Source organism: Ruegeria sp. AA6, assembly GCF_056542865.1.
Window position 1 is genome coordinate 26,238 of sequence record NZ_JBQGAN010000028.1, and the last position, 20,185, is coordinate 46,422.

Here is a 20,185-nt window from a genome sequence, read left to right on the forward strand (position 1 = left end):
CAGGAGATTGAGAATGAATTACCACTTGGCCGAAAGCGCGTTGTATCCGGCAAGCATCCTTACGGAGTGCTTCAAATCGAACGTTGGCGACCACCCTTGGATACAAGCCAATCCCGAAGTCGCCATTGCGGTGGAAAAGGCTATTCGGGCAATGGAAGAAGCGTGTGAGGCAATCCGGCAAAAGCAATCGGGCGCTCAGAGCGATACAGGTTCAACGCAACGCCTAACTGGATAATCCCACAAGCAGATTTGGCTCTCCGCCAATAAATCATGGAAAACCTATACGCCAATTAAGTGCCATTGCTGGTCAAGCTTACCTGTATAATCCATCTGACGAGTGACAGCATTCGCCACATTCGACCCCTTGCTCGCACTGGATGACAAACACAAGCCGCTGTGTCGGTTCCGAATTACGAAGGGACCATTTGCGGAATCTGCGGAGGTAGGAAACTCCAGATGCCACTCTTGCTGGCGATTGTCGCCAGTTCCTTGTGTCCAGATTCCGATTTCCTGGCCAATGTTGTACCCTCGGCCAGGGTTCTCCAAAACGTGTTTGGGTGATGCTGCACATCTGAAGATGAAAAACTCGTTATCCTTTCCAACAATCCAGTCGAGATTGGTAGAGTTTGCGTCGCGGGTCGTTTCTACCTTTTCGCCGTTTTCTGTTCCACGGTATCGAAGCCACAAACCGGTTTTGAAGTTTTGGATCCGGTAGGTTTTGCCTGGCTCAATTGTCCTTCGATCCCAAATGGTTCCAAGGCTGTTACCAACCATTTGCGCGTGGCAGATTGAGGAAAAGCTAGTAGCACCATATCCTCCGTAAGGTTTCTCACGGCCCTTGATGCTTTCAGGTGAACCGGCATCAAAAGCATATGCACCGCACCCTTCATAGAACATCTGTAGTTTTTTGCTGAGTTTTATCACGGATGGAGACCAGATTGCGCCTTCATCTATCGAACCGGCTGGACCTCGCATCAAAATTGGATTTTGTGAATATTCCTCCCATGGTTTCGAGGCCACCTCTTTGATTTCCTGCCGCCAAAGTCCCACGCCTTCAGGGTAGTCTTTGTGAACACCACCGCCCGGAATAAATGCATAAACGTGGTCGCCTTCGACATACATGCGCGCCGTAACCCAGCTTTCATCGTCAAAGTCGTTGTCCAAAATAGTGTCGGGCATTGGAAAGGCCTGGTCGTATCGCTCCGTCCAATTCAATCCGTCGAAAGACGTCCGAACAACGGTCCCGAATCCGAATCCATCTGTGTCTAGCGCCGCTGACAGCATCACAAACTTTTCACCGTCGTGGGTGACTCCCATGCCTCCGGTATGAATTGTGTTGGTGTAACCGTCAGTGGCGTCTTTCAGCAGCCCGATTTGAGTAAAGTTCAACCCATCGCTCGACTTCCAAAGCAAAGTCGGTGGCCAAGCGTTTATGCCGTGACCAGTTCCTTTAGCACCCTTTAGAATGGTGTATAGATACACTTCGTTGTTATAGACGCAGGCCTCAGGATTGGACAAACGGCGCGCAGACTTTCCCCAAGCCGTTCCTGTATCTGAAAAATCGACGTCGTCTGGGTGCAAGATGTAATTTGGCTCCTCCTCCCACTGGGAATACGGGTCAAAAGCAGAGGTACCGTGTCGCCAAAGGCCAACTGCGTGCACGTTATCGTCGGTACCAACGTGCCCACGGAAATACAGATGGACCTTTCCGTCGTACTCAACGACGCCGGTGTTAAGCAGGCTTGAACCATACCAGTTAAGTTTATTGGGCGACTGTCCACCAAGGATTATGGCCTTGCGAGATTGGCGGCTAAATCGAATCATGAACTTACCCCAATACCAAGTTCAGTTTGGCAACAAGAATTGTGAGATGCCGACTTGCTAAACTCCAAATAGCCTACCAGGCGGGTAAGTTCAGGGCACGACGTGCATCAGTCACTTATTTCTGATGCTAATGACAATAACTCGCGCGTCGAGTTCTCGATTTGGCAGCAGATCCTTCTAGGTGTTGGTACCGTTCACCTGAATACCTATGGCAATCCAAAGCGTGACCAGCCGCGATTACAGCTGCCCCGATAACCTGTCCATCGGCATAACAAGCCCCAACCCAACGGTGTGTGTGCGTTGGTCGTTGAGTTTGCATTCAATGGACTTGCCGCGAAGAAATTCACCATTCAGCACTTGGCATTTTTGTCCTGAACTTGTGCCGAGTTCGGGCGCATCTATGCCGTACTGCTTAAGTACTTTCCCATCAGGGTGCGTGTTCGGGTTATCGCGCTGCAGGTATTGTTGCTCTGACTCAGAAAATAAAATCTGACTCTTGCAGCGAATTCGAACTTACACCGTTCAGTTGCATCGAGTTGCCAACACCATCGACAATCAGTGCGTTCACTGCGCCGGACAGATGGTTGGCTTTCAAGTCAGCAAAATCGACTATCGACGCAACACCACTGAGGTCAATGAAATCTCGCGGCCCGAAGCCAATCACTAGGTCAGCCCCTTCGGAGAACACGAAGGTGTCCGCTCCAGCTCCACCGCGCAGGGTATCGTTGCCCGCGCCCCCGTCCAGCAGATCCGCTTCGTCACCACCACGCAGGTCATCATTTCCGGCAAATCCCAACAGCGTGTCATTCCCAGCGTACCCATCCGCGCGGTCGTTTCCTGCACCTGTCCAAAGTGCGTCGTCACCCGCACCGCCGCCAACAGTGTCGCTTCCACCACCGGCATAGACTACGTCGTCATTACCCCCGGCAAAAATACTGTCATTGCCAGCGTCACCAAAGATGGTATCGTCACCGCGACCTCCCCAAACAGTATCGCGACCATCTCCGCCCCAAACACTATCGTTACCGTTGCCGCTGCGAATTTCGTCGTTTGATCCGCCGCCGCCAACGGAGTCATTGCCTGCACCAGCTTGGATAGTGTCCTTCCCTATTCCACCGTAGAGGTCGTCGTTCCCGCCGAAGGCCAAAATAAAGTCATTGCCGTCACCGCCCAGCACAAGATTGTTACCCTGGTCTGCGTACAAGCCGTCGTTGCCCTCTCCGCCGAGCAACTTGTCATTTCCAAACCCACCAACGAGGATATCGTTACCTTCTTCCCCAAAAAGTGTGTCGTTTCCTCCAAACCCGTAGGCCAAATCGTTTCCTGCGCCTAGCTGAAGACGTTCATTTTCGCTACCCAGCATCACGCGGGTCGAGTGGTCATCTTGGGGAATCTCACTCAAGTCACTTGTTAGACCGGCGGATCTGTCGGAATGTCTAGTCCAAAGATAATATTGCTTCAAACCTGGCAAATCTAACTGGTCGTTTGCAAGCTCATGAAGGTTTTGCTCAATTTCTTCTTCCCGAGGGCGCTGAGGCGGTCTGCCTTTGTCGAAATCATCGATTGTGTCGCTCAGAACATCAATATTTTTCTTTCCAAAGTCAAAGAATGATTTAATTTGTTCCCAGCCATCTTTTGTTCTTGAATAGAGATTTTGCCACTTAAGGTCGACATTATTTAGGCTGGTTTCCAAAGTTTGATATATTGCGGACAAAATCCCTTTGTTTACATAATTTCTATATTCCTCTTCACTATTTCCTGTTTTTGTTGAACCATTTGGGTTTTGAATTTCCCATGAATCACCATCAAAAACCGCTTCTGGCGATTTGAATGAAAAATCACCATCTTCATTAAAGTTTGCCTGCCAGCCATATTCGTCGCCATCGAGTATCGATTGGACCTCCAAAAACAACTTATCGACGTCAGCGGGGTCATTGGAATCTTCGGGATAAGGTATATCAAACCCGTAAACCTCGATGTGCACGTTGGCAGAGTCGGTGTTCCCATCACCGTCCTGAACGGTGTACGTGAGTGTTTCTACTCCTGCAAATGTGGGGAAATCTGACGAAGGCCCGTAGGATATTGAGCCGTCCGCCTCTAATACCGCATTACCAAACAATGCCCCTGAGACAGAAATTACTTCCAATCCAGCACCGACTGCATCGATATCATTGCTCAATACATTTATTGAAATAATATCCCCGGAATCCAAATATACGAAGTCATCCTGAGCATCAGGCAATAAGTTGTCATCATTATCCGAAGAACCATCAAGACTGGCCAGTACTTCGCTGACGAGCATGCTATCGGGATACGGTTCATACGCCACTAAAACGTCTTGGAATATTGAAACAAAATTCTCGCCATTTGTTGCGAGTGCTTCTTCGAGAAGGCTCCGCGCGTCAGGAGTAAGAATATCTGCATACGCTGGATCGTCCAAAAGAATGGCCACGACGGACCAATCAATGCTCCTTACCGCAGAAATTCCCTCGTTGATAATGGCGCGAAATTCGCCAACGGTCATACCGAGTACTTCTTCCTCGCTCAAAGGTGAGGATCCTGTAAAACCGCTTACTAAAGAGTATTGATTAGAGAAGTTATTTGTATAGCTGCACACCTCACAAGCTACAGGCGTTCCCCCACTCATCGAAAAAACCTCCCAAAAAATCGCTTTTGGAAAAAGATAAATCCTAAAGCCACGTATTAATTGCTTGTTCCACGGCGTGCAGCCAAATTAGTAAGGTAGACGCCGGCCTACTTCACATAAAGACGCGTTCCACTACGGGAATGTTCCCCACTCTGCGAAAGTCCGTCCAACTCCAACATCCGTCGTGTTGCCTAAATATCTCTTAGGACGTGTCGCAATATTGATAATAAAGCAAAATGCTCCAAATCCACGCTACCCCTAAATTGGGGTGATTACGTAGAGCAGCAGAAGTGAATTCGAACCTTCAACCCCATCCGATTTCCAGGAAGGGGAGTTGGGCATGAAAAGAGAAAATAGCATGCTCCTGCTGCCGAAACTGGGTTTTCCTCTGATTGCTGCGCAACGAACCCTTTGTTAGTCCGGGGGGACAATTGGTGGCTATGAGGCTAGCCGCGCAGCTACTTTAACGAAATCAGAATGTGACGTCTCTCTTCTACCCCTGAGTGGAGGCAATCTCGAAAGCCTGCACCTTCCCCTGTGACGCTTGTGAATAAATCAACGGAAATTGGGTGTGATCCGGCCCTGAACTGATTGTGTTTTGCTTAGAATGTATAAGGGCGCACCCACCCCCGGTCAGCACGCCCTAGCCCTTTTGAAGCATCGCTTCGACCAATATTGAAGCAAGTTCGCGGGACACAACCAACATGCCAAACGCTTATACGAGACCAAAGTTGCCCAAGCTTTCAACAATTATGGAAAGAAATGCCGCAGGGCTTTTCCACAACGATGGAAAGAATTGAAGACTGAATCATGCACTTTTTCAGAATAACGCACAAAAAAACGCACAAAATGCGCTACGCGTTGACCAAATTTTTCTCGTAAGTGTTTGATTTTAATGGCAGGGGCAGCAGGGTTCGAACCCGCGACCTACGGTTTTGGAGACCGTCGCTCTACCAACTGAGCTATACCCCTAAGGTGCGCCCCAGATATGCCAGCCGCGCGGCGGACTCAAGAGGCTTTTTCAGATTCCACACGACTAATGCACCCGACAAACAAGTTGCACGCGGCGTTGAGTTCTATAAGACACGGTTTGGTCAGTATGAGGGACCCCGTCAGTGAGTATCCGTAAAAAGATCGCCGACAGTGAAGCCGTTCTGAACTGGGTGGCGCGCCGAATTGCGAGTTACATCCGTTTGGTCAATCGTAACACAAAATGGCAACGTATCGGATACGAAGAGTTGGACCAGTTGGCCGAGCAAGGCGAACCGGTCATCGTCGTCCTGTGGCATCAACGGCTGGCGCAGTCGCCATATTTTTTCCCGTTGGACAAGGCGCAGATCTGCTCAATTACCTCCTCCGCGCGCGCGGGTAGCATGGTGGGTCGGGTGCAAAAGTTGTTCGGCATGGACACGATCGCCATGGCCAGCAAACACAAGAGCAACGTTGCCGTGTCTCGCGAAGTGTTCGGCAAGATCAAGCAAGGGATTTCCATCGGCATCGCCGCCGACGGTCCGCGCGGGCCGGAACGTGTACTGTCCACGGTGCCCCTGGTTTGGGCGCGCACCTCGGGCAAGCGGGTGTTCGGAATCACCTTTTCGACACGGCACGGCAGCGAAGCAGGTACGTGGGACCGGCTGCTGCTGCCACGCGTTTGGCGAAACGAGGGTGTGTTCCTGTGTCGCGAATGGACCGAAACGGTTCCACGTAAGGCCAGCGAGGAACAGATCGAAGAACTGCGTCTCAGCCTTGAGCAGCACATGAACGACATCACCGCCGAAGCCGACCGCATGGTTGGCCGCGAGCCGTGGTCGCCCGAGGCTTAACCGCCCCTCAGCCGCTGCATCAGATAGATTTCGCTGCCTTCAGGGATCGGTTCCGTCAGGCCGCTTGCAATGACGCGGCCATCAATGGCGATGGACAAGCCCGCGTCAATCGGGGCCTGCAACTGTGGATGCGCCTGCACCAGCGCACGCAGCAACTCACCGGTGGTTTTGGCCTCAACCTCCACCACTTGCTGGCCCCCGGTCAAAGACCGGAGGCCGGACCAGAGGTGGACCTCAACCATTGTCCTTCAGCGCCGCCAGAATGCGCGGCGGTGACATCGGCAGTTGCTTCATCCGCACGCCTGCCGCATGCGACACCGCGTTTGCGATGGCTGCCAGAGGCGGCACGATGCCGGTTTCACCTACACCGCGCACTCCAAACGGGTGGCCGGGGTTGGGCACTTCGACAATCACCGTGTCGATCATTGGCAGGTCACTGGCGACCGGGATGCGATAGTCTAGGAAGATTGAGTTCTGCAGGCGGCCGTCGTCGCCATAGATATATTCCTCGTTCAGCGCCCAGCCGATGCCTTGTGCGGCACCGCCCTGATACTGACCTTCCACATAGGTCGGGTGAATCGCCTTACCGGCGTCCTGAATCACCGTATAACGGGTGATCGAGGTTTTGCCGGTTTCCGGGTCAACCTCGGCATCTACGATATGGGTGCCAAAGGACACGCCCGCGCCTTCGGGCGTGGCTTCGAAATGGCCCGAGATCGGACCACCGGTCTGCCCCATATGCGCGGTGATGTCAGCCAGCGGGCGCGGATCGAAATCGCCTGCATTTGGACCCGATGGCACAGCACAGCCGTTTTCCCATTTCACCGCATCCGCCGGAATGCCCCAGCTTGCCGCCGCACGGGCACACAGCTGTTCCACCGCGTGGCGCGCTGCCTTGATGGTCGCCAGCCCCGACGCATAGGTCACGCGCGAACCGTGGCTGACGTCGTTGTAGCCCAACGTTGCCGTATCGGCGATGGTCACGCGGATATTTTCGTAAGGAATGCCCAGAACCTCTGCTGCCATCAGCGCCATTGACGCGCGCGACCCACCGATATCTGGCGTGCCCACCATCAACTGGGCCGAGCCATCTTCGGACAACGCCAGCGACACCGACGTCTCACCGCCGTGGTTGAACCAGAAGCCACAGGAAATCCCGCGCCCCTGCCCCGGTTTCAGCGGGGCCGAGTAATGCGGATGCGCCTTAGCAGCTTCCAGCGTTTCAACCAGCCCGATCCGTTCATAGGTCGGGCCATAGCTGGCTTTGGTGCCTTCGTGCGCCGCGTTTTTCAGACGAACGTCCACCGGATCGAGACCCAGCTTCTTGCACAGCTCGTCAATCACGGACTCGACGGCAAAGGCCCCCATCGGTGCGCCCGGCGCGCGGTAGGCGGCCTGTTTCGGACGGTTCGACATAACGTCGTAACCCACCTGATGCACATTGGTCAGGTTGTAGGGCGCAAAGGCACACATAGCCGTCATGTCACCCGGAGCCCCCGGAAACGCCCCGCCCTGCAGACGGAACACGCCCTGAGCGGCCGAAATCGTGCCGTCCTTCTTCATCCCGATCTTAACGTCCATCGACGCTGACGAGGTCGGACCAGTAGCGCGGAAAACCTCGGACCGTGACATGACGATCTTGACTGGACGGTTGGCTTTGCGGCTGAGCGCCAGCGAGACAGGTTCGATAAACACAGTTGTCTTGCCGCCGAAACCACCGCCGATCTCGGACGCGGTCACGCGCAGTTGCGAGGTTTCGATGCCCAGCAGTGCGGCACAGGTCTTCTGCGCAATCCAGTGGCCTTGGGTGGTACACCACAGCTCACCTTTGCCGTCATTGCCCAGCATGCCCAGACAGGCGTGCGGCTCGATGTAACCCTGATGGGTTGCTTCGGTGACGAAACTGTCTTCGATGACCAGATCCGCCTCGGCAAATCCAGCCTCAACGTCGCCGTGCCCACTTTCGTGATAGCGCACGACGTTCGGGTGCATACCCGCTGGCACGGAGTAATCCGCCGCGCCTTCACGAATGACCGGAGCGTCGGGGGCCATCGCCTTGTCCACGTCGGTGACGTGCGGCAGCACTTCGTATTCGACCTCGATCAGCTTGAGCGCATCACGCGCTGCCAGTGCCGACGTGGCCGCAACCGCGGCGACCGCATGCCCGTCATAGAGGGCTTTCTCGCCTGCCATGACATTCTCCAGCACATTCCAGAATTCGCCTTCCAGACCGGGCTTGAACGGTACATCCGCAAAATCTGCACGGGTCACGACGGCTTTGACGTCCTTATGCGCCTCGGCCTTTGACGTGTCGATCCTGACGATCCGCGCATGCGCATGAGGTGAGCGCAGGATCGCTCCGTGCAGCATGCCGGGCGCCGACATATCCGCACCAAACTTGGCACGGCCCGTGACTTTGTCCAGCCCGTCAGGGCGGTTTGGGCGGGTGCCAACGAAGGTGAAGTTCGATTTTTGTTCGTCGAGTGCCATTACGAAGCCTCCCGCAGCTCTTCCGCGGTTTCCATCACGGCGCGGATGATCTTGTCATAACCGGTGCAGCGGCAAAGATTGCCTGCCAGCCAGTACCGGGTTTCTTCCTCGGTCGGGTTGGGGTTCTTCTCCAGCAGAGATTTGGCCGCAACCAGAATACCCGGCGTGCAAATTCCGCACTGCAGGGCAGCGTGTTCGATGAACTTCTTCTGCAACGGGTGCAGAACGTCACCGTCGGCAATGCCTTCGACGGTCTCGATTTGCTTGCCGTCCGCCTCGACGCCCAGCATCAGGCAGGAACACACCAAACGGCCATCGACGGTGACCGAGCACGCGCCGCAATCGCCGGTGCCACAGCCCTCTTTCGCGCCGGTCAGGTTCAGCTTGTCGCGCAGACAGTCCAACAGGGTTTCGCGAGGGTCACACAGGTACTCGACCGTGTCCCCGTTCACGGTGGTGGATACGTGGAGCTTGCTCATGCGTCTTCTCCCTTGGCGCGGGCATAAGCGATTTTCGCGGCGCGCTTGGCCAGCACGCCAGCGACCTCGGTGCGGAACGCGATAGTGCCGCGTTTATCGTCGATCGGGTTGCAGGCAGCGGATGCAGCCTGGGCCAGGGCATCCAGCGCAGCCTCGTCCAACGTGCTTCCGATGATGGCCTTCGCGCAATCCTCGACCAACAGAACGGTCGGGGCGACAGCGCCCAAGGAAACACGCGCATCGGTGATCGTGTCGCCGTCCAGACGCAGGCTGACGCCGACGCCCACGACGGCAATGTCCATCTCGGTGCGCGGGATAAAGCGCAGATACGCGTCGCCGCCATTCTCGCCCCGCGCGGGGATGTGGACGGCCGAGATCAGCTCTCCCTTCGCCAAGGACGTCTTGCCCGGACCGGTGGGAATATCCTCGACAGCCATTTCACGGTCGCCTTCCGGGCCGGTCACAGTAACTGTAACACCTGCCGCCACCATGGCTGGAACCGAATCCGCCGCCGGAGAGCCGTTGCACAGGTTTCCGGTCAGCGTCGCGCGGCCCTGCACCTGAGTTGAGCCGATCAGGTCCATCGCCTCAACCACGCCGGGCCAATCGCGGCCCAAATCAGTATGTTCGCTCATCTCCGCACCAGTGGCAGCGATGCCTAACGTCCAACTGCCATCAGCGTTTTGATTTATGTCGCGCACACCGTCGATCTTCTTGATGTCGATCAGCGTATCGGGCGTCACCAGTTCCGAACGCAGTTGCACCAGCACATCGGTGCCGCCTGCCAGAAACCGTGTGATGCCCGTCGCGTTCGCGGCCAGAGCCGAAGCCTCGGCAAAGCTGGCGGGGCTGTGATAATCCATGAAATACCTCGCACCTGTTGATCAGGGTTCACTGGGGTTCGCAGGGGACGTTAGTGCAGCGGCAAGCCTGCGTCCATGGCTGGAACGACCAATTTTTGCGTTATCTGATGTCGTTTCCAGACCTCTATTCACAGGTCGATCTCAATCACCCCGTCAGGTTGCACCGCGCGGCTTTGGCAAAGGATCATCGCCCGCTCGCGTTGCTTGTTCGAGAGGACGAAATCTCGGTGCTCGACATCGCCGGAAATCACGGCGCATTTGCAGACACCACAGATCCCATCGGAACATTTCACATCCACGTGAATGCCTGCCTCGTTCAGCGCCTGCGCGGCGTCCTTGTTCTTTGGCACGGCCACTTCGCGGCCAGATTGCACCAGCTTCAAAGTGAAAGGATGATTCTCATACTCGGGCTGTTCGGGAACCGAGAAATACTCCAGATGCCGCGCGTTTTCGGGAAATCCTTGCCATTCCGCCGCTTGGATAACACCTTCCATAAATCGGTCTGGACCACAGGTATAAACGTGCCAACCGTCCTGATAACCCGAAAGTATGGCGCCAAAATCGGCGCGCGTGGCCTCATCCGAGAAATGATAGTGCACGCAATCCGCCCAAGGCATTGCGGCCAGATCGTCCAGATACCCAGCCCCGGAGCGCGTACTGGCGGAATAGTGCAGTTCGAACGGCGCGCCCAGAGCGTGCAGGCGATGGGCAAAGGCGATCATCGGGGTGATGCCGATACCTCCACCCATTAGGAAGGTCCTCGTCGCGGTCTCATCCAATTCAAAATGGTTGATCGGCTTCGATATGAAGACTTTGCGCCCTTCGTTGAAGATGCGATGCAACAGGGCCGACCCGCCACGTCCCTCATCCTCGCGCAGCACGCCGATCTGATAGGTGGACCTATCCGAAGGATCACCGGACATGGAATATTGCCGCAGGAATTCAGGCGCGACCAGCACGTCCAAATGCGCGCCCGCGGTCCAATCGGGCAAGGGGGCACCGTCCAGAGCCGCGAACTCGTACTTGGTCACATCCGCCGTCATCTTGTCGACCTTGGTAAGCGCGACCCGCATTACCGGCACGTCGCCCGCGATGGAGTAGCGGTGGATTACCGTCATATCCCCTGCAGCCTTGCGAGCTTGGTATTCCGCAGCCGTCACCATCGCCTGATAAGCGGCAATCCCGGCCTCACGGTCCATGGCAAAGGGATAGGGCCAGGGATGCGGGGCCAGATAGGCGGGGTAGACCGCGAGGGTTTGATCCTCGTATTTCAGGTCCAGATCGGTTTGCAGCCCGCGCCGGTTCAGCGGATGCTCGGTCGGGCGATAAGCTCCGTCGGACTGCAGCTCCAGATCCCACCACCATTTCTTGATCTCGTTCAGCCCGCCATTTCCGACAGTATCGTCCAATTTCGCCAATGCAGGTGCTGCGGACGGGATGTTCATCGCCGCCCAGCGGAACGGGCGTTCCTTAAAGATTCCTTCCAGATTCCACGGACAGGTTTTCATGCAACGCCCACACATCGCACCACCCGGCGTGGTCACGCGATAAGTGGCGCATTTCTGACTGTCGGACTTCCAGATTTCATAGCCGTTGAACATCAGTTTCGGTCCGGCGGTGATCGCGCCCGAGGGACATTCGCGCGCGCATTTGTTGCAGCTTTCGCAAAATGCCTGCAGGCCGAAATCAATGGGTTTGTCGTGGGTCATCGGCATATCAGTCGTCACCGCACCGGATTTCAGGCGCGGACCAAGATAGGGGTTCAGGATGACCTCTCCAATCCGGCTCACTTCTCCCAACCCGGACAATAACAGCAACGGAGGCTGCAACACCTCTCCATCCATCACCGTATGTGCCCGCGCTTTGTAGCCGACGTTGCGGATTTGTTGCGCGATCACGCCACCCAGCAGCGAAAATCGCAAATAGGCACGCATGGATTGGGCAACGCTAATCCAATCGTCACCACTGGCGCCTTCCATCGTTTCATAGCCCTGGTCGATGATCATGCTAATGGCCTGATCGTGGGGCGGCGTGATCTCCTGACCGGTCGCATCGTGGGAATACCACGCCCAATCTGGGCAACGGCTGAGACCCACCGCATCAACGCCAAGAAAATAGCTGGCGGCCTTGATATTCGCCGAATTGCGTACTGCATCGGTTGGCGGCGCGACCTCCGCACTCTCACCATCCTGCAACAACACAAACGCGCCCAGCGCGCGGCGTTGTGCGCTGCTGGGGGCGGCCTTGCGCACGTAATACCCGCCCTTGGCGGCGTCCTGCAGCGGTTTGCCCATGTCTCCGAACTGCGCCCGCGCGAACATGTCAGCACGTTTAGGAACGCGAGCGACGTTGTCTTCGTCGATGTATGTGGTTGGTGTCTCGACCCGTTTGAGCTTTTCGAACGGGTGCGCCCCGTCCACATAGCGCCGCTTGGCATACCGATCGCGATTCAGAGCGTTCTTGGCGAACCCAGTTCCCAGCCACCACGCCGGACCCTGCGTGCGAAACCAAGGTTGCTGCGCCATGGGTCGCAGAGGCTGATCATGAGCGATGTCCAATTCGGTTGTCACTGCAGCCAGACCGAACCGCTTGCCCAGCCAAGGGGCCACGATGTCGCCACCTTCGACCGAGGCCAAACCTGCCGCGACGGCCAACCTGCCCAGATCAACCTCGGACGACATCACGGAATGCGCCCGCGCATCAAAGCCCAGCAGGCGAATATAGTTGGCGATCACCACAGCGTTCTCGGTCGCCAAAAGGCAAGCGCGATGATCCTGCGCGCCCATGATCCAATCCGCGCCGGGTTCGTCCGGGTTGGGGTCGCGGTTGTGTTCATAGAGGAAAACGATGGCATGGCGATGCGTGCCCATCGGTCTGGGCGCAGCCTCCATACTTTCTTTAAGGTCGGCCATGATCAGGTCGATCCCCGAGGCCAAAGTCTTGGTCTGCCGCGTTTTCAGCGCATGGGCCAGACGATCAATATCAGGATTTCGCCGAGGTTCAGACAGCAACGCTTCTGGCGGAAGTGGGCCGCAACCCATTATGGACGCATCGATGAAGTAACCGAATGCCTTGAGGTGATTGGCACGCTCAACCGGGTCCGCAGGAATCTCCGAGATAACGGGGTTCACGAACCCATCGCGGATGGTGTCCAACATCGCCTGAAACTCACCCATTGCGTTGACGATGCTTTCGGGCTGTTTCGGTCGGTGGAAGCTCAGTTCGGACATGGGCGGGACCAAAGACAGGTCCGGCATGTCAGACTGCCGCGCCAACCGCTCTAACGGATAAGGACCCATATGGACCGGTCGGTTCTTGTCCGAGAAAAAGCGGATTCCCATCGCGCGCCTCCTGTTTCTCAGTGTCACCTAATGCGCCGTAGACAGCAAATCCATTCATGAATAGTCATAGATGATATGAGCAAAAATGATTTCACCGAGCTGGATGGCAAAGTCCTGCGTACGTTTCTGACAATCCTCGAAGAAAGCTCGGTCTCAAAAGCCGCCGACCGGCTCGGGGTAACGCAATCGGCGATCAGCCACACGCTGGCCAAGTTGCGGCAAGTGCTGGGCGATCCGCTGTTCGTGCGCTCGGGTCAGGGCCTGACGCCAACTGAACGCGCCTTGTCTCTGAAAGAGCCGGTTCAACGCGTATTGGACGGGATGCGGGCGCTGACCGATGGCCGCCCGTTTGACCCGCTGGCCGAAGAGATCAGCATCCAGATTGCGACAAACGACATGCCACGCGAGTTGATCTTCCCACCGCTGCTGCGCACCCTTCGGTCCGAAGGTGTGCGTCTGCGGTTGGGTTTCATCCCGTCCGGCGTTCCCGACCCGGACCTGTTGCGCAGCGATCGGTGCCAGTTGATGCTGACCCCCCTACCCCCGGACGGGCCGGATATTTTTCAAAAACGCGTGCTGACCAGTCCGCTGATGATCTTCTACGACGCAGACCAGCGCGACCCGCCCGACAGTTGGCAAAGCTATTGCCAGACCGAGCATGTCGAGGTGCGCTTTGCCGACGGGCGCAGTTCACGCGTGGTGATACGCGGCGTGGATCAGAGCCAGATCAGACCACCCATTGTGACCTTGCCCCATTTCAACGCCATTCCGTCTTTCGTCACAGGCAGCAACCTCATCTCAACCGACACCGCGCTGATGAAGAAGGGGCCTCTGGCAACGTTGGATTGCGCACCGCTACCGTTCAAATGTGAGCCTGTTTCAATCTACATGGTGTGGCATCAGCGATTGGCCAATGATCCGGCCCATCGCTGGCTGCGCGCACGGATTGAGGCCACCGCTGCGACTTTGCAATATTAACCAGTAAAACCCTCAGAACCGCGCCTTGATGAGGTGCGTCAGCGCGGCGCCTGTTTCAAAATAAGCACGGCGCAACCCGGTCCAGCTTTCGTGGTGCGAAGAAACCGCTGAGACAGGCAGCAGAGACGGATCTTCGTTCAACAGGCTTTCGGCCATTAACCGACCGAATACAGTCCCCGGCCCAATGCCCCGACCGGAATAGCCGTATACCGAAAGGGCGTTTGGGCCGATCTGTGTGATCTTGGGAATGTGGTCCGAGGTCATCGCGATCCGACCGTGCCACCCCTCGATCAGCGGTTGATCGGCAAGCTGCGGATAAAGCTCGGCCAGTTTGCGCTTGATCCAGGCCGTGTGGACCGCGCGGCCCGCCTGTCCCAGATCACCCATTGCACCGATGATAAGCCGTCCTTCAGCATCCATGCGGAACGAGGTCATGATCAGGCCCGTATCCCAGCACCCCTCTTGATCCGGCAGAATGCTTGCACGCAAGTTCTCTGACAGGGGGGCAGTAGAGAACTGAAAGTAGTAGACAGGCACGTAGTCCGGCGCCGAAGCGGGAAGTCCCTGATGATAGGCATTTGTGGCCTGGATCACCGATCTCGCGCGAACCGTTGCATTGTGTGTCTTCAGCGTCCAAACCCCATCGGCAAATTGCATGGTTTCTACCGGACACTGGCAAGCAACCCGCGCCCCGGCCTCAGCAGCCGCACGGGCCAGACCTCGGACATAACCCAGCGGCTGGATCGTTCCCGCGCGCGGATCGAGCAAAGCGCCGTGGAACGCTGTGCTTCCCGTCCGTTTGGATACCTGCGAGGCGGTCAGCAATTCAACTGGGGCTCCGGTGGCAGTCAATTGTGCATGGCGTGCCTGCAAATCGCGCAGCCCTGATGCAGAATGCGCGCAATGCAATGTCCCGTTGCGCACTGGTTGGCACTCAATACCGTGCCGCTCAATCAGATCGAACACATCTGCGGGGGCCTGTGCCAAAAGAAAGATCAACCGATCCCCCGTTTCCTTGCCCAGATGCGCGCGGATTTCGTCAGGCGGCAACCAAAGCCCGGCATTCGCCAACCCCACATTGCGGCCTGATCCGCCGTACCCGATCTCATGCGCCTCAAGCAGGCAAACCGATGTCCCGGCCTTCGCCGCCGTCAGCGCGGCAGAACACCCTGTATAGCCACCGCCGATGACTGCAAGATCAACACTTGTCTCTTCAGCCAGGGGGCGCGCCTCGACTTGCTCACAGCATGTTTTCAGCCAAAGGGACTTATTGTGATCGCTCATACCGGGTTTCCTGAATCTGCGCGGATCATTGGCGCGCGCTCAACCAGTTGCAAGCGCCCTTTGGTCCTCTCGTCCCATAGCGACCAAAATTGGCTGCGCCTCTTGTTGCGCCTGAAACGCTGCCTTGTCCGATAGGCCCTTCCAATCCGCCAAAACCAGAGATTGCGCCACCGCCCCACCCAAAGTCGCACCGGGACCGGTCACGATGAACAGGTCGGGCGCAAACTCGCGCGCTGCGGTTTGAATGGCGCGAGTGAAGTCGTAGGTCTCGGTCACCTGATGGCCCAGCGTATAATCCCACAGCGCCTGCGTGTCTGTTGCACCCGGCCACCAGATTTTGCCACGCCCGTCAATCAAAGGACGCTCGGGCTGGCCAAACATGTCCGGGCTGAGTCTCGCCCGCCCTTCTGCAGCGACCGGGGCCTGTAATGACGTGTGAAACGCGGCATGGTTTGCCAAGCGCATCGGGAACCGCTCTTGAACAATGGGCTGAGACGCTTCGAAAGCCGCCAACCCCGCCTCGTTCCCGGCAAGCACCAGCATCCCACCCAGATCAATGGACAGCGCCAGATCACACCCTTCAGCCGCGTTGATCCGCGTCACATCTGCCAGCAGCTCTGCCTTTCGGGTGGCATCGTTCTGCCAATCGTCACCCACAAACGGATAAACCAACTGACCGCCGATCAGCTGTTCCTGCATCAACGCGCCCATCGTGTTTACGACCCGGAACCCGTGCTGCGGCGACAGCGCCCCTCCGGCGGCCAAGGCGATGTACCATCCCATCGAATTACCGGTGACCGCGACCACTTCAATATCGTCGGCCAAAGCCTGTGCATCCGCCAACGAAGCCGAATAGATCAAGGGCGAGGAGACATCTCCTCGCGAGTATTTGCTCATCGTGTAGCGACTGGCGCCATCCAACGCGGTCACAGCTTTCTGCCCCGCTTCGGCACGGATGGCATCAAAGCTGTGGAACAAGTCCATTCGTTGCCCATGATGGCGGTGCAGATAGCCCAGTTCGGGTTTGTTATAGGTGCCCCGTCCGGGGCAGATCAGAACTGCGGTGCGGGTCATGAGCGGCCTCCGGTCAGTTTCAGCGCGGCGGCAACGATGCCGTCTTTGGAAGGCAGTGGCGCAGCATAGGCCGGCCCAGTGGCGATAAAGCTATCCTCGGCCACCACACGCGCGGTCGGGGTTGAGGGGTTTTCCTCTGCGAAGAACGCCATCAACGCCTCGGACTGGCTGCCGGTACGGCGACATTCATCAACGACCAGAACATGCGCACAGGATTTGGTGACCTCACGCAGAGCATCGACAGGCAGGGGCGCCAACCATCGCATGTCGATGATCCGGGTTTTGACACCAGCCGCTTCCAACTCGGGAAGCGCCTGTTGCGACAGGTAATGCCCGTTGCCATAGGTCACGATCGCCAGATCGGTGCCGTCTCCGTCCACGCCAACCTTGCCCAGCGCAATTCGCTGGTCAGGCGAGGGATAGGTGGTCATCCACCCTCCATCCTGCGCCTCATGCAGATCGCGCATCGGATACAGGGCGATGGGTTCCAGAAACACCACCACGCGCTGCTCTTCCCGCGCCAGCCGCACACATTCCCGCATCATCTTCGCCGCGTCCGAGCCGTTCGAAGGGCATGCGATGATCACGCCTGGAATATCCCGCAGCACGGCCAGAGAATTGTCGTTGTGGAAATGCCCGCCGAACCCTTTTTGATAGCCCAGCCCCGCAATCCGCAGCACCATCGGGTTCGAAAACTGCCCGTTCGAGAAAAACGGCAGGGTCGCGGCCTCACCCCGGATCTGGTCCTCGGCATTGTGCAGATAGGCAAGGAACTGAATCTCGGGGATCGGGATAAATCCGTTGTGACCCATGCCAATCGCCAGCCCCAGAATGGATTGCTCGTCCAGCAGAGTGTCAATCACCCGGTCCGGTCCAAGCCGTTGCTGCAGTTTCTGGGTCACGCCATAGACGCCGCCCTTTCGACCTACGTCCTCGCCCATACACACGATTTCACCATGTTCCAGCATCAGATCGGTCAGTGCCCAGTTTATCAGTCGGCTCATGGGCTGAGGATCATTCATCGCACGTGCATCGCCACCGAAGACTTTGGCACGCGCCTCGGCGCTGGGGCCGTTCGTGGGTTTACAGGTGCGCTTCGGCGGGATCAGGCTTGCCATCACTTCGGATGCGTTGGCCAAATGTGGGCGTGTTGCCGCCTCGGTCGCAATGCGATCCGTGCGCGCGCAGGTTTCGGTGTAAATCTTCAACGCCTGATCCGGGGACAGCGCGCCTGCATCGTCCAGCAAGCGTACCGTATGCAACAAAGGATCGTTGGCCTCGTCGGCCTCGACCTCGGCTTTTGGAAGGTACGTGGTTGGAACGTCCGCCCCTGCGTGACCGTAAAGGCGCACTGTTTTCAAATGCAGAAAAGCGGGTTTGCGGCGGGTTCGAACGTATTCGGCGGCTTCCTGTGCCACCGCAAATGTCTCGTAAATATCCAAACCATTGGCTTGGAAATACTTGATGCCCGGACGATGCTCCATCGACGCCTGTATCCAGCCTTTTGGCGTTTTGACTGAAATACCGATGCCGTTATCCTCACACACAAACAACAAGGGCAGAGGCGTCGACTGCACGCTGGTCCACCCTGCGGTGTTGATCGCGCCCTGTGCGGTTGAATGGTTGGCCGAGGCATCCCCAAAGGAACACATCGCAATGCCATCCTCGGGCAATTCCCGATGTTCGGGATCATGCCGCCGGGCCGCGCCCAAGCTGTAGGCCGCGCCGACCGCCTTGGGCAGATGGCTTGCGATGGTCGAGGTTTGCGGCGGGATCATCAGCGCCCTGGACCCCAGCACCTTGTGCCGCCCGCCCGAGGTAGGATCTTCTTTCGAACAGGCAAAGCTCAGCAACATGTCCCAGGCGATCTGTTGACCCGGCACCTGTTCGGCGCGCGCGATCTGAAACGCCGCATCGCGGTAGTGCAGAAACGCAATATCGGTCGGGCGCAGCGCATGGGCGACCGCAGCCATCCCCTCATGCCCGGACGACCCGATGGTGTAAAACCCCTGCCCAGCTTTCTGCATTGCGCGGCTGGTGCGGTCCAGCGCGCGGCTCAGTACCTGTGACCGAAACAAGGATACAGCTTCACTGTTGGTCAGTCCCGGTCGCGGCGCTGCGCCGTCGGGAAAATCGCGCCGAGCTACGCGGGACAGGAAATTCTCGTGAACGATCTGAGCGCGATCCATAGCCTGTTCTCTGATCCTCTGTCATAGCAGTCTGGCAATGACGCAAAGGCGGCACACCCTTTTTTGCAGGCTTTGGCAACCGGAGGCAAACAAAGCTGCACCCTTCTGCAAAACCTGGTTTTGTATCGGGCTGGCGCACGTCAAATGCCAGTGATATTCCATCCGAAAGGTATGAGGATATGTCATATGATTGCCCCGCGTCGGTTCTTACCCTCGATCCCATCGTTGCTTGCGCTTGAGGCCGTCGACCGCCTTGGTAGTGCGTCGGCCGCTGCCGAAGAATTGTCGCTAACGCAAAGCGCCATCAGCCGTCAGCTCAAGTCGATGGAGGAGCAATTGGGCGTTGACCTCATTCAGCGCAGCCAAATGAGGCTGCACCTGACGCCCGCCGCAAAGGAATACGTTCAGGTCGCGCGCACGGCTTTGAACCAACTGGCGCAGGCATCGCTGAAACTCAAGGCCAATCCGACCGGTGGATCACTGAACCTGTCCATATTACCTGCCTTCGGCATGCACTGGCTGGCCCCACGACTGCAGGACTTCGCGCGCCGCCACCCCGAAGTCACCGTGAACTTAAACACACGTCTACGCCCGTTTGATTTCGACTCCGAGCCGTTCGACGCCGCGATTCACTTTGGCCAGCGGGATTGGGCTGGCGTCAATTACCTCCCCATCATGCGCGAAGATGTGCTGCCGGTTTGCGCCCCCAGCTTGCTGCCCGCGAATGCCGACGATATCGAATGGCTGACACAAGCCCCCCTGCTGCATCTGGAAACTCGGCCCGATGCTTGGGAAAGATGGTTCGCGGCCCAAGGTCACGAGGCCAAAGGCATTCGGGGGATGCTGTTTGATCAGTTTTCGACCATGGGCCAGGCGACGATCCACGGTCTTGGCGTGGCATTGCTGCCCAGCTACTTGATTGAAGACGATCTGAAAGCGGGACGATTGGTTCCGGCTTGGCGCGGTCCGGGCGTAAGCCTTGGGGAGTTCTTCCTTGTGTGGCCGCAATCCCGCGCGGAATCAGAACCGCTTAAGTCGTTTCGGGCATGGCTGCAGAAGCAGATTTAGCACGTGCACATCAGGTGTCCTGCCAAAGCACCTGCGCGGCCTTCGGCCTTGCGTCCTGCGGACGGCAGGACGGCCAGGCAGGCGCGGGCTATCTTCCGACCAACATCGAAAAATTAAGTGCAAAT

At 57.2% G+C, this 20,185-nt stretch carries 14 protein-coding genes and 1 tRNA gene; 4 read left to right on the forward strand and 11 right to left on the reverse strand.

The annotated features are described in order from the left end of the window. Positions 1-13: 13 nt before the first annotated feature. Positions 14-235 carry a hypothetical protein gene (locus tag ACR0LN_RS20700; RefSeq protein ID WP_480432374.1) on the forward strand — a complete coding sequence of 74 codons (222 nt, stop codon included), beginning with the start codon at positions 14-16 and terminating at the stop codon, positions 233-235. Positions 236-279: 44 nt separating this feature from the next. On the opposite strand, the gene ACR0LN_RS20705 is transcribed toward ACR0LN_RS20700, so the two are convergent. From ACR0LN_RS20705 to ACR0LN_RS20715, 3 genes are all read right to left on the reverse strand, one after another. Beyond that, positions 280-1,824 carry an RICIN domain-containing protein gene (locus ACR0LN_RS20705; RefSeq protein ID WP_480432375.1) on the reverse strand — a complete coding sequence of 515 codons (1,545 nt, stop codon included), beginning with the start codon at positions 1,822-1,824 and terminating at the stop codon, positions 280-282. Between the two features lie 475 nt (positions 1,825-2,299). Further along, on the reverse strand, positions 2,300-4,372 hold the full coding sequence (locus ACR0LN_RS20710; RefSeq protein WP_480432377.1) for an Ig-like domain-containing protein: 2,073 nt from the start codon (positions 4,370-4,372) through the stop codon (positions 2,300-2,302). Between the two features lie 995 nt (positions 4,373-5,367). Continuing rightward, positions 5,368-5,443, reverse strand: a tRNA-Trp gene (locus ACR0LN_RS20715). 143 nt (positions 5,444-5,586) lie between these two features. Here ACR0LN_RS20715 and ACR0LN_RS20720 point away from each other — a divergent pair. Then, entirely contained in the window at positions 5,587-6,294 is a 708-nt protein-coding gene (locus ACR0LN_RS20720; protein WP_480432379.1) for a lysophospholipid acyltransferase family protein, read from the forward strand. On the opposite strand, the gene ACR0LN_RS20725 is transcribed toward ACR0LN_RS20720, so the two are convergent. The 5 genes from ACR0LN_RS20725 to ACR0LN_RS20745 all read right to left on the reverse strand — a co-directional run bounded on the left by ACR0LN_RS20725 (position 6,291) and on the right by ACR0LN_RS20745 (position 13,467). Beyond that, positions 6,291-6,536, reverse strand: coding sequence for a MoaD/ThiS family protein (locus tag ACR0LN_RS20725; RefSeq protein ID WP_480432381.1), 246 nt, complete (start codon positions 6,534-6,536; stop codon positions 6,291-6,293). The two genes, ACR0LN_RS20720 and ACR0LN_RS20725, sit on opposite strands and share 4 nt — an antisense overlap. Then, positions 6,529-8,784 carry a xanthine dehydrogenase family protein molybdopterin-binding subunit gene (locus ACR0LN_RS20730; protein ID WP_480432383.1) on the reverse strand — a complete coding sequence of 752 codons (2,256 nt, stop codon included), beginning with the start codon at positions 8,782-8,784 and terminating at the stop codon, positions 6,529-6,531. Before ACR0LN_RS20730 ends, ACR0LN_RS20725 begins: the two co-directional genes overlap by 8 nt. Then, complete coding sequence (locus tag ACR0LN_RS20735) at positions 8,784-9,263, reverse strand: (2Fe-2S)-binding protein (RefSeq protein WP_480432384.1); 480 nt, start codon at positions 9,261-9,263, stop codon at positions 8,784-8,786. The genes ACR0LN_RS20730 and ACR0LN_RS20735 overlap by 1 nt, the downstream gene beginning before the upstream one ends. Beyond that, positions 9,260-10,126 carry an FAD binding domain-containing protein gene (locus tag ACR0LN_RS20740; protein ID WP_480432386.1) on the reverse strand — a complete coding sequence of 289 codons (867 nt, stop codon included), beginning with the start codon at positions 10,124-10,126 and terminating at the stop codon, positions 9,260-9,262. The genes ACR0LN_RS20735 and ACR0LN_RS20740 overlap by 4 nt, the downstream gene beginning before the upstream one ends. Positions 10,127-10,254: 128 nt before the next feature. Next, positions 10,255-13,467 carry a reductive dehalogenase gene (locus tag ACR0LN_RS20745; protein WP_480432387.1) on the reverse strand — a complete coding sequence of 1,071 codons (3,213 nt, stop codon included), beginning with the start codon at positions 13,465-13,467 and terminating at the stop codon, positions 10,255-10,257. Positions 13,468-13,542: 75 nt separating this feature from the next. Between ACR0LN_RS20745 and ACR0LN_RS20750 the strand changes: the two genes are divergently transcribed. Beyond that, the gene (locus ACR0LN_RS20750) at positions 13,543-14,445 is read left to right on the forward strand and encodes a LysR family transcriptional regulator (protein ID WP_480432389.1); all 903 of its coding nucleotides are present in this window, start codon (positions 13,543-13,545) and stop codon (positions 14,443-14,445) included. Positions 14,446-14,457: 12 nt separating this feature from the next. Here ACR0LN_RS20750 and ACR0LN_RS20755 read toward each other — a convergent pair whose 3' ends face one another. The 3 genes from ACR0LN_RS20755 to ACR0LN_RS20765 are packed head-to-tail and all read right to left on the reverse strand — an operon-like array spanning position 14,458 to position 18,992. After that, positions 14,458-15,729 (reverse strand): NAD(P)/FAD-dependent oxidoreductase, encoded by a 1,272-nt coding sequence (locus tag ACR0LN_RS20755; protein ID WP_480432390.1) that lies wholly within the window; start codon positions 15,727-15,729, stop codon positions 14,458-14,460. 39 nt (positions 15,730-15,768) lie between these two features. Beyond that, entirely contained in the window at positions 15,769-16,803 is a 1,035-nt protein-coding gene (locus ACR0LN_RS20760) for an ACP S-malonyltransferase (RefSeq protein WP_480432392.1), read from the reverse strand. Continuing rightward, positions 16,800-18,992: a dehydrogenase E1 component subunit alpha/beta gene (locus ACR0LN_RS20765; RefSeq protein ID WP_480432393.1), complete on the reverse strand. Its 2,193-nt coding sequence runs from the start codon at positions 18,990-18,992 to the stop codon at positions 16,800-16,802. Before ACR0LN_RS20765 ends, ACR0LN_RS20760 begins: the two co-directional genes overlap by 4 nt. A 186-nt stretch (positions 18,993-19,178) precedes the next feature. Here ACR0LN_RS20765 and ACR0LN_RS20770 point away from each other — a divergent pair, with 186 nt between their 5' ends. After that, positions 19,179-20,060 carry a LysR substrate-binding domain-containing protein gene (locus tag ACR0LN_RS20770; protein WP_480432394.1) on the forward strand — a complete coding sequence of 294 codons (882 nt, stop codon included), beginning with the start codon at positions 19,179-19,181 and terminating at the stop codon, positions 20,058-20,060. The last annotated feature ends 125 nt before the right edge of the window (positions 20,061-20,185 follow it).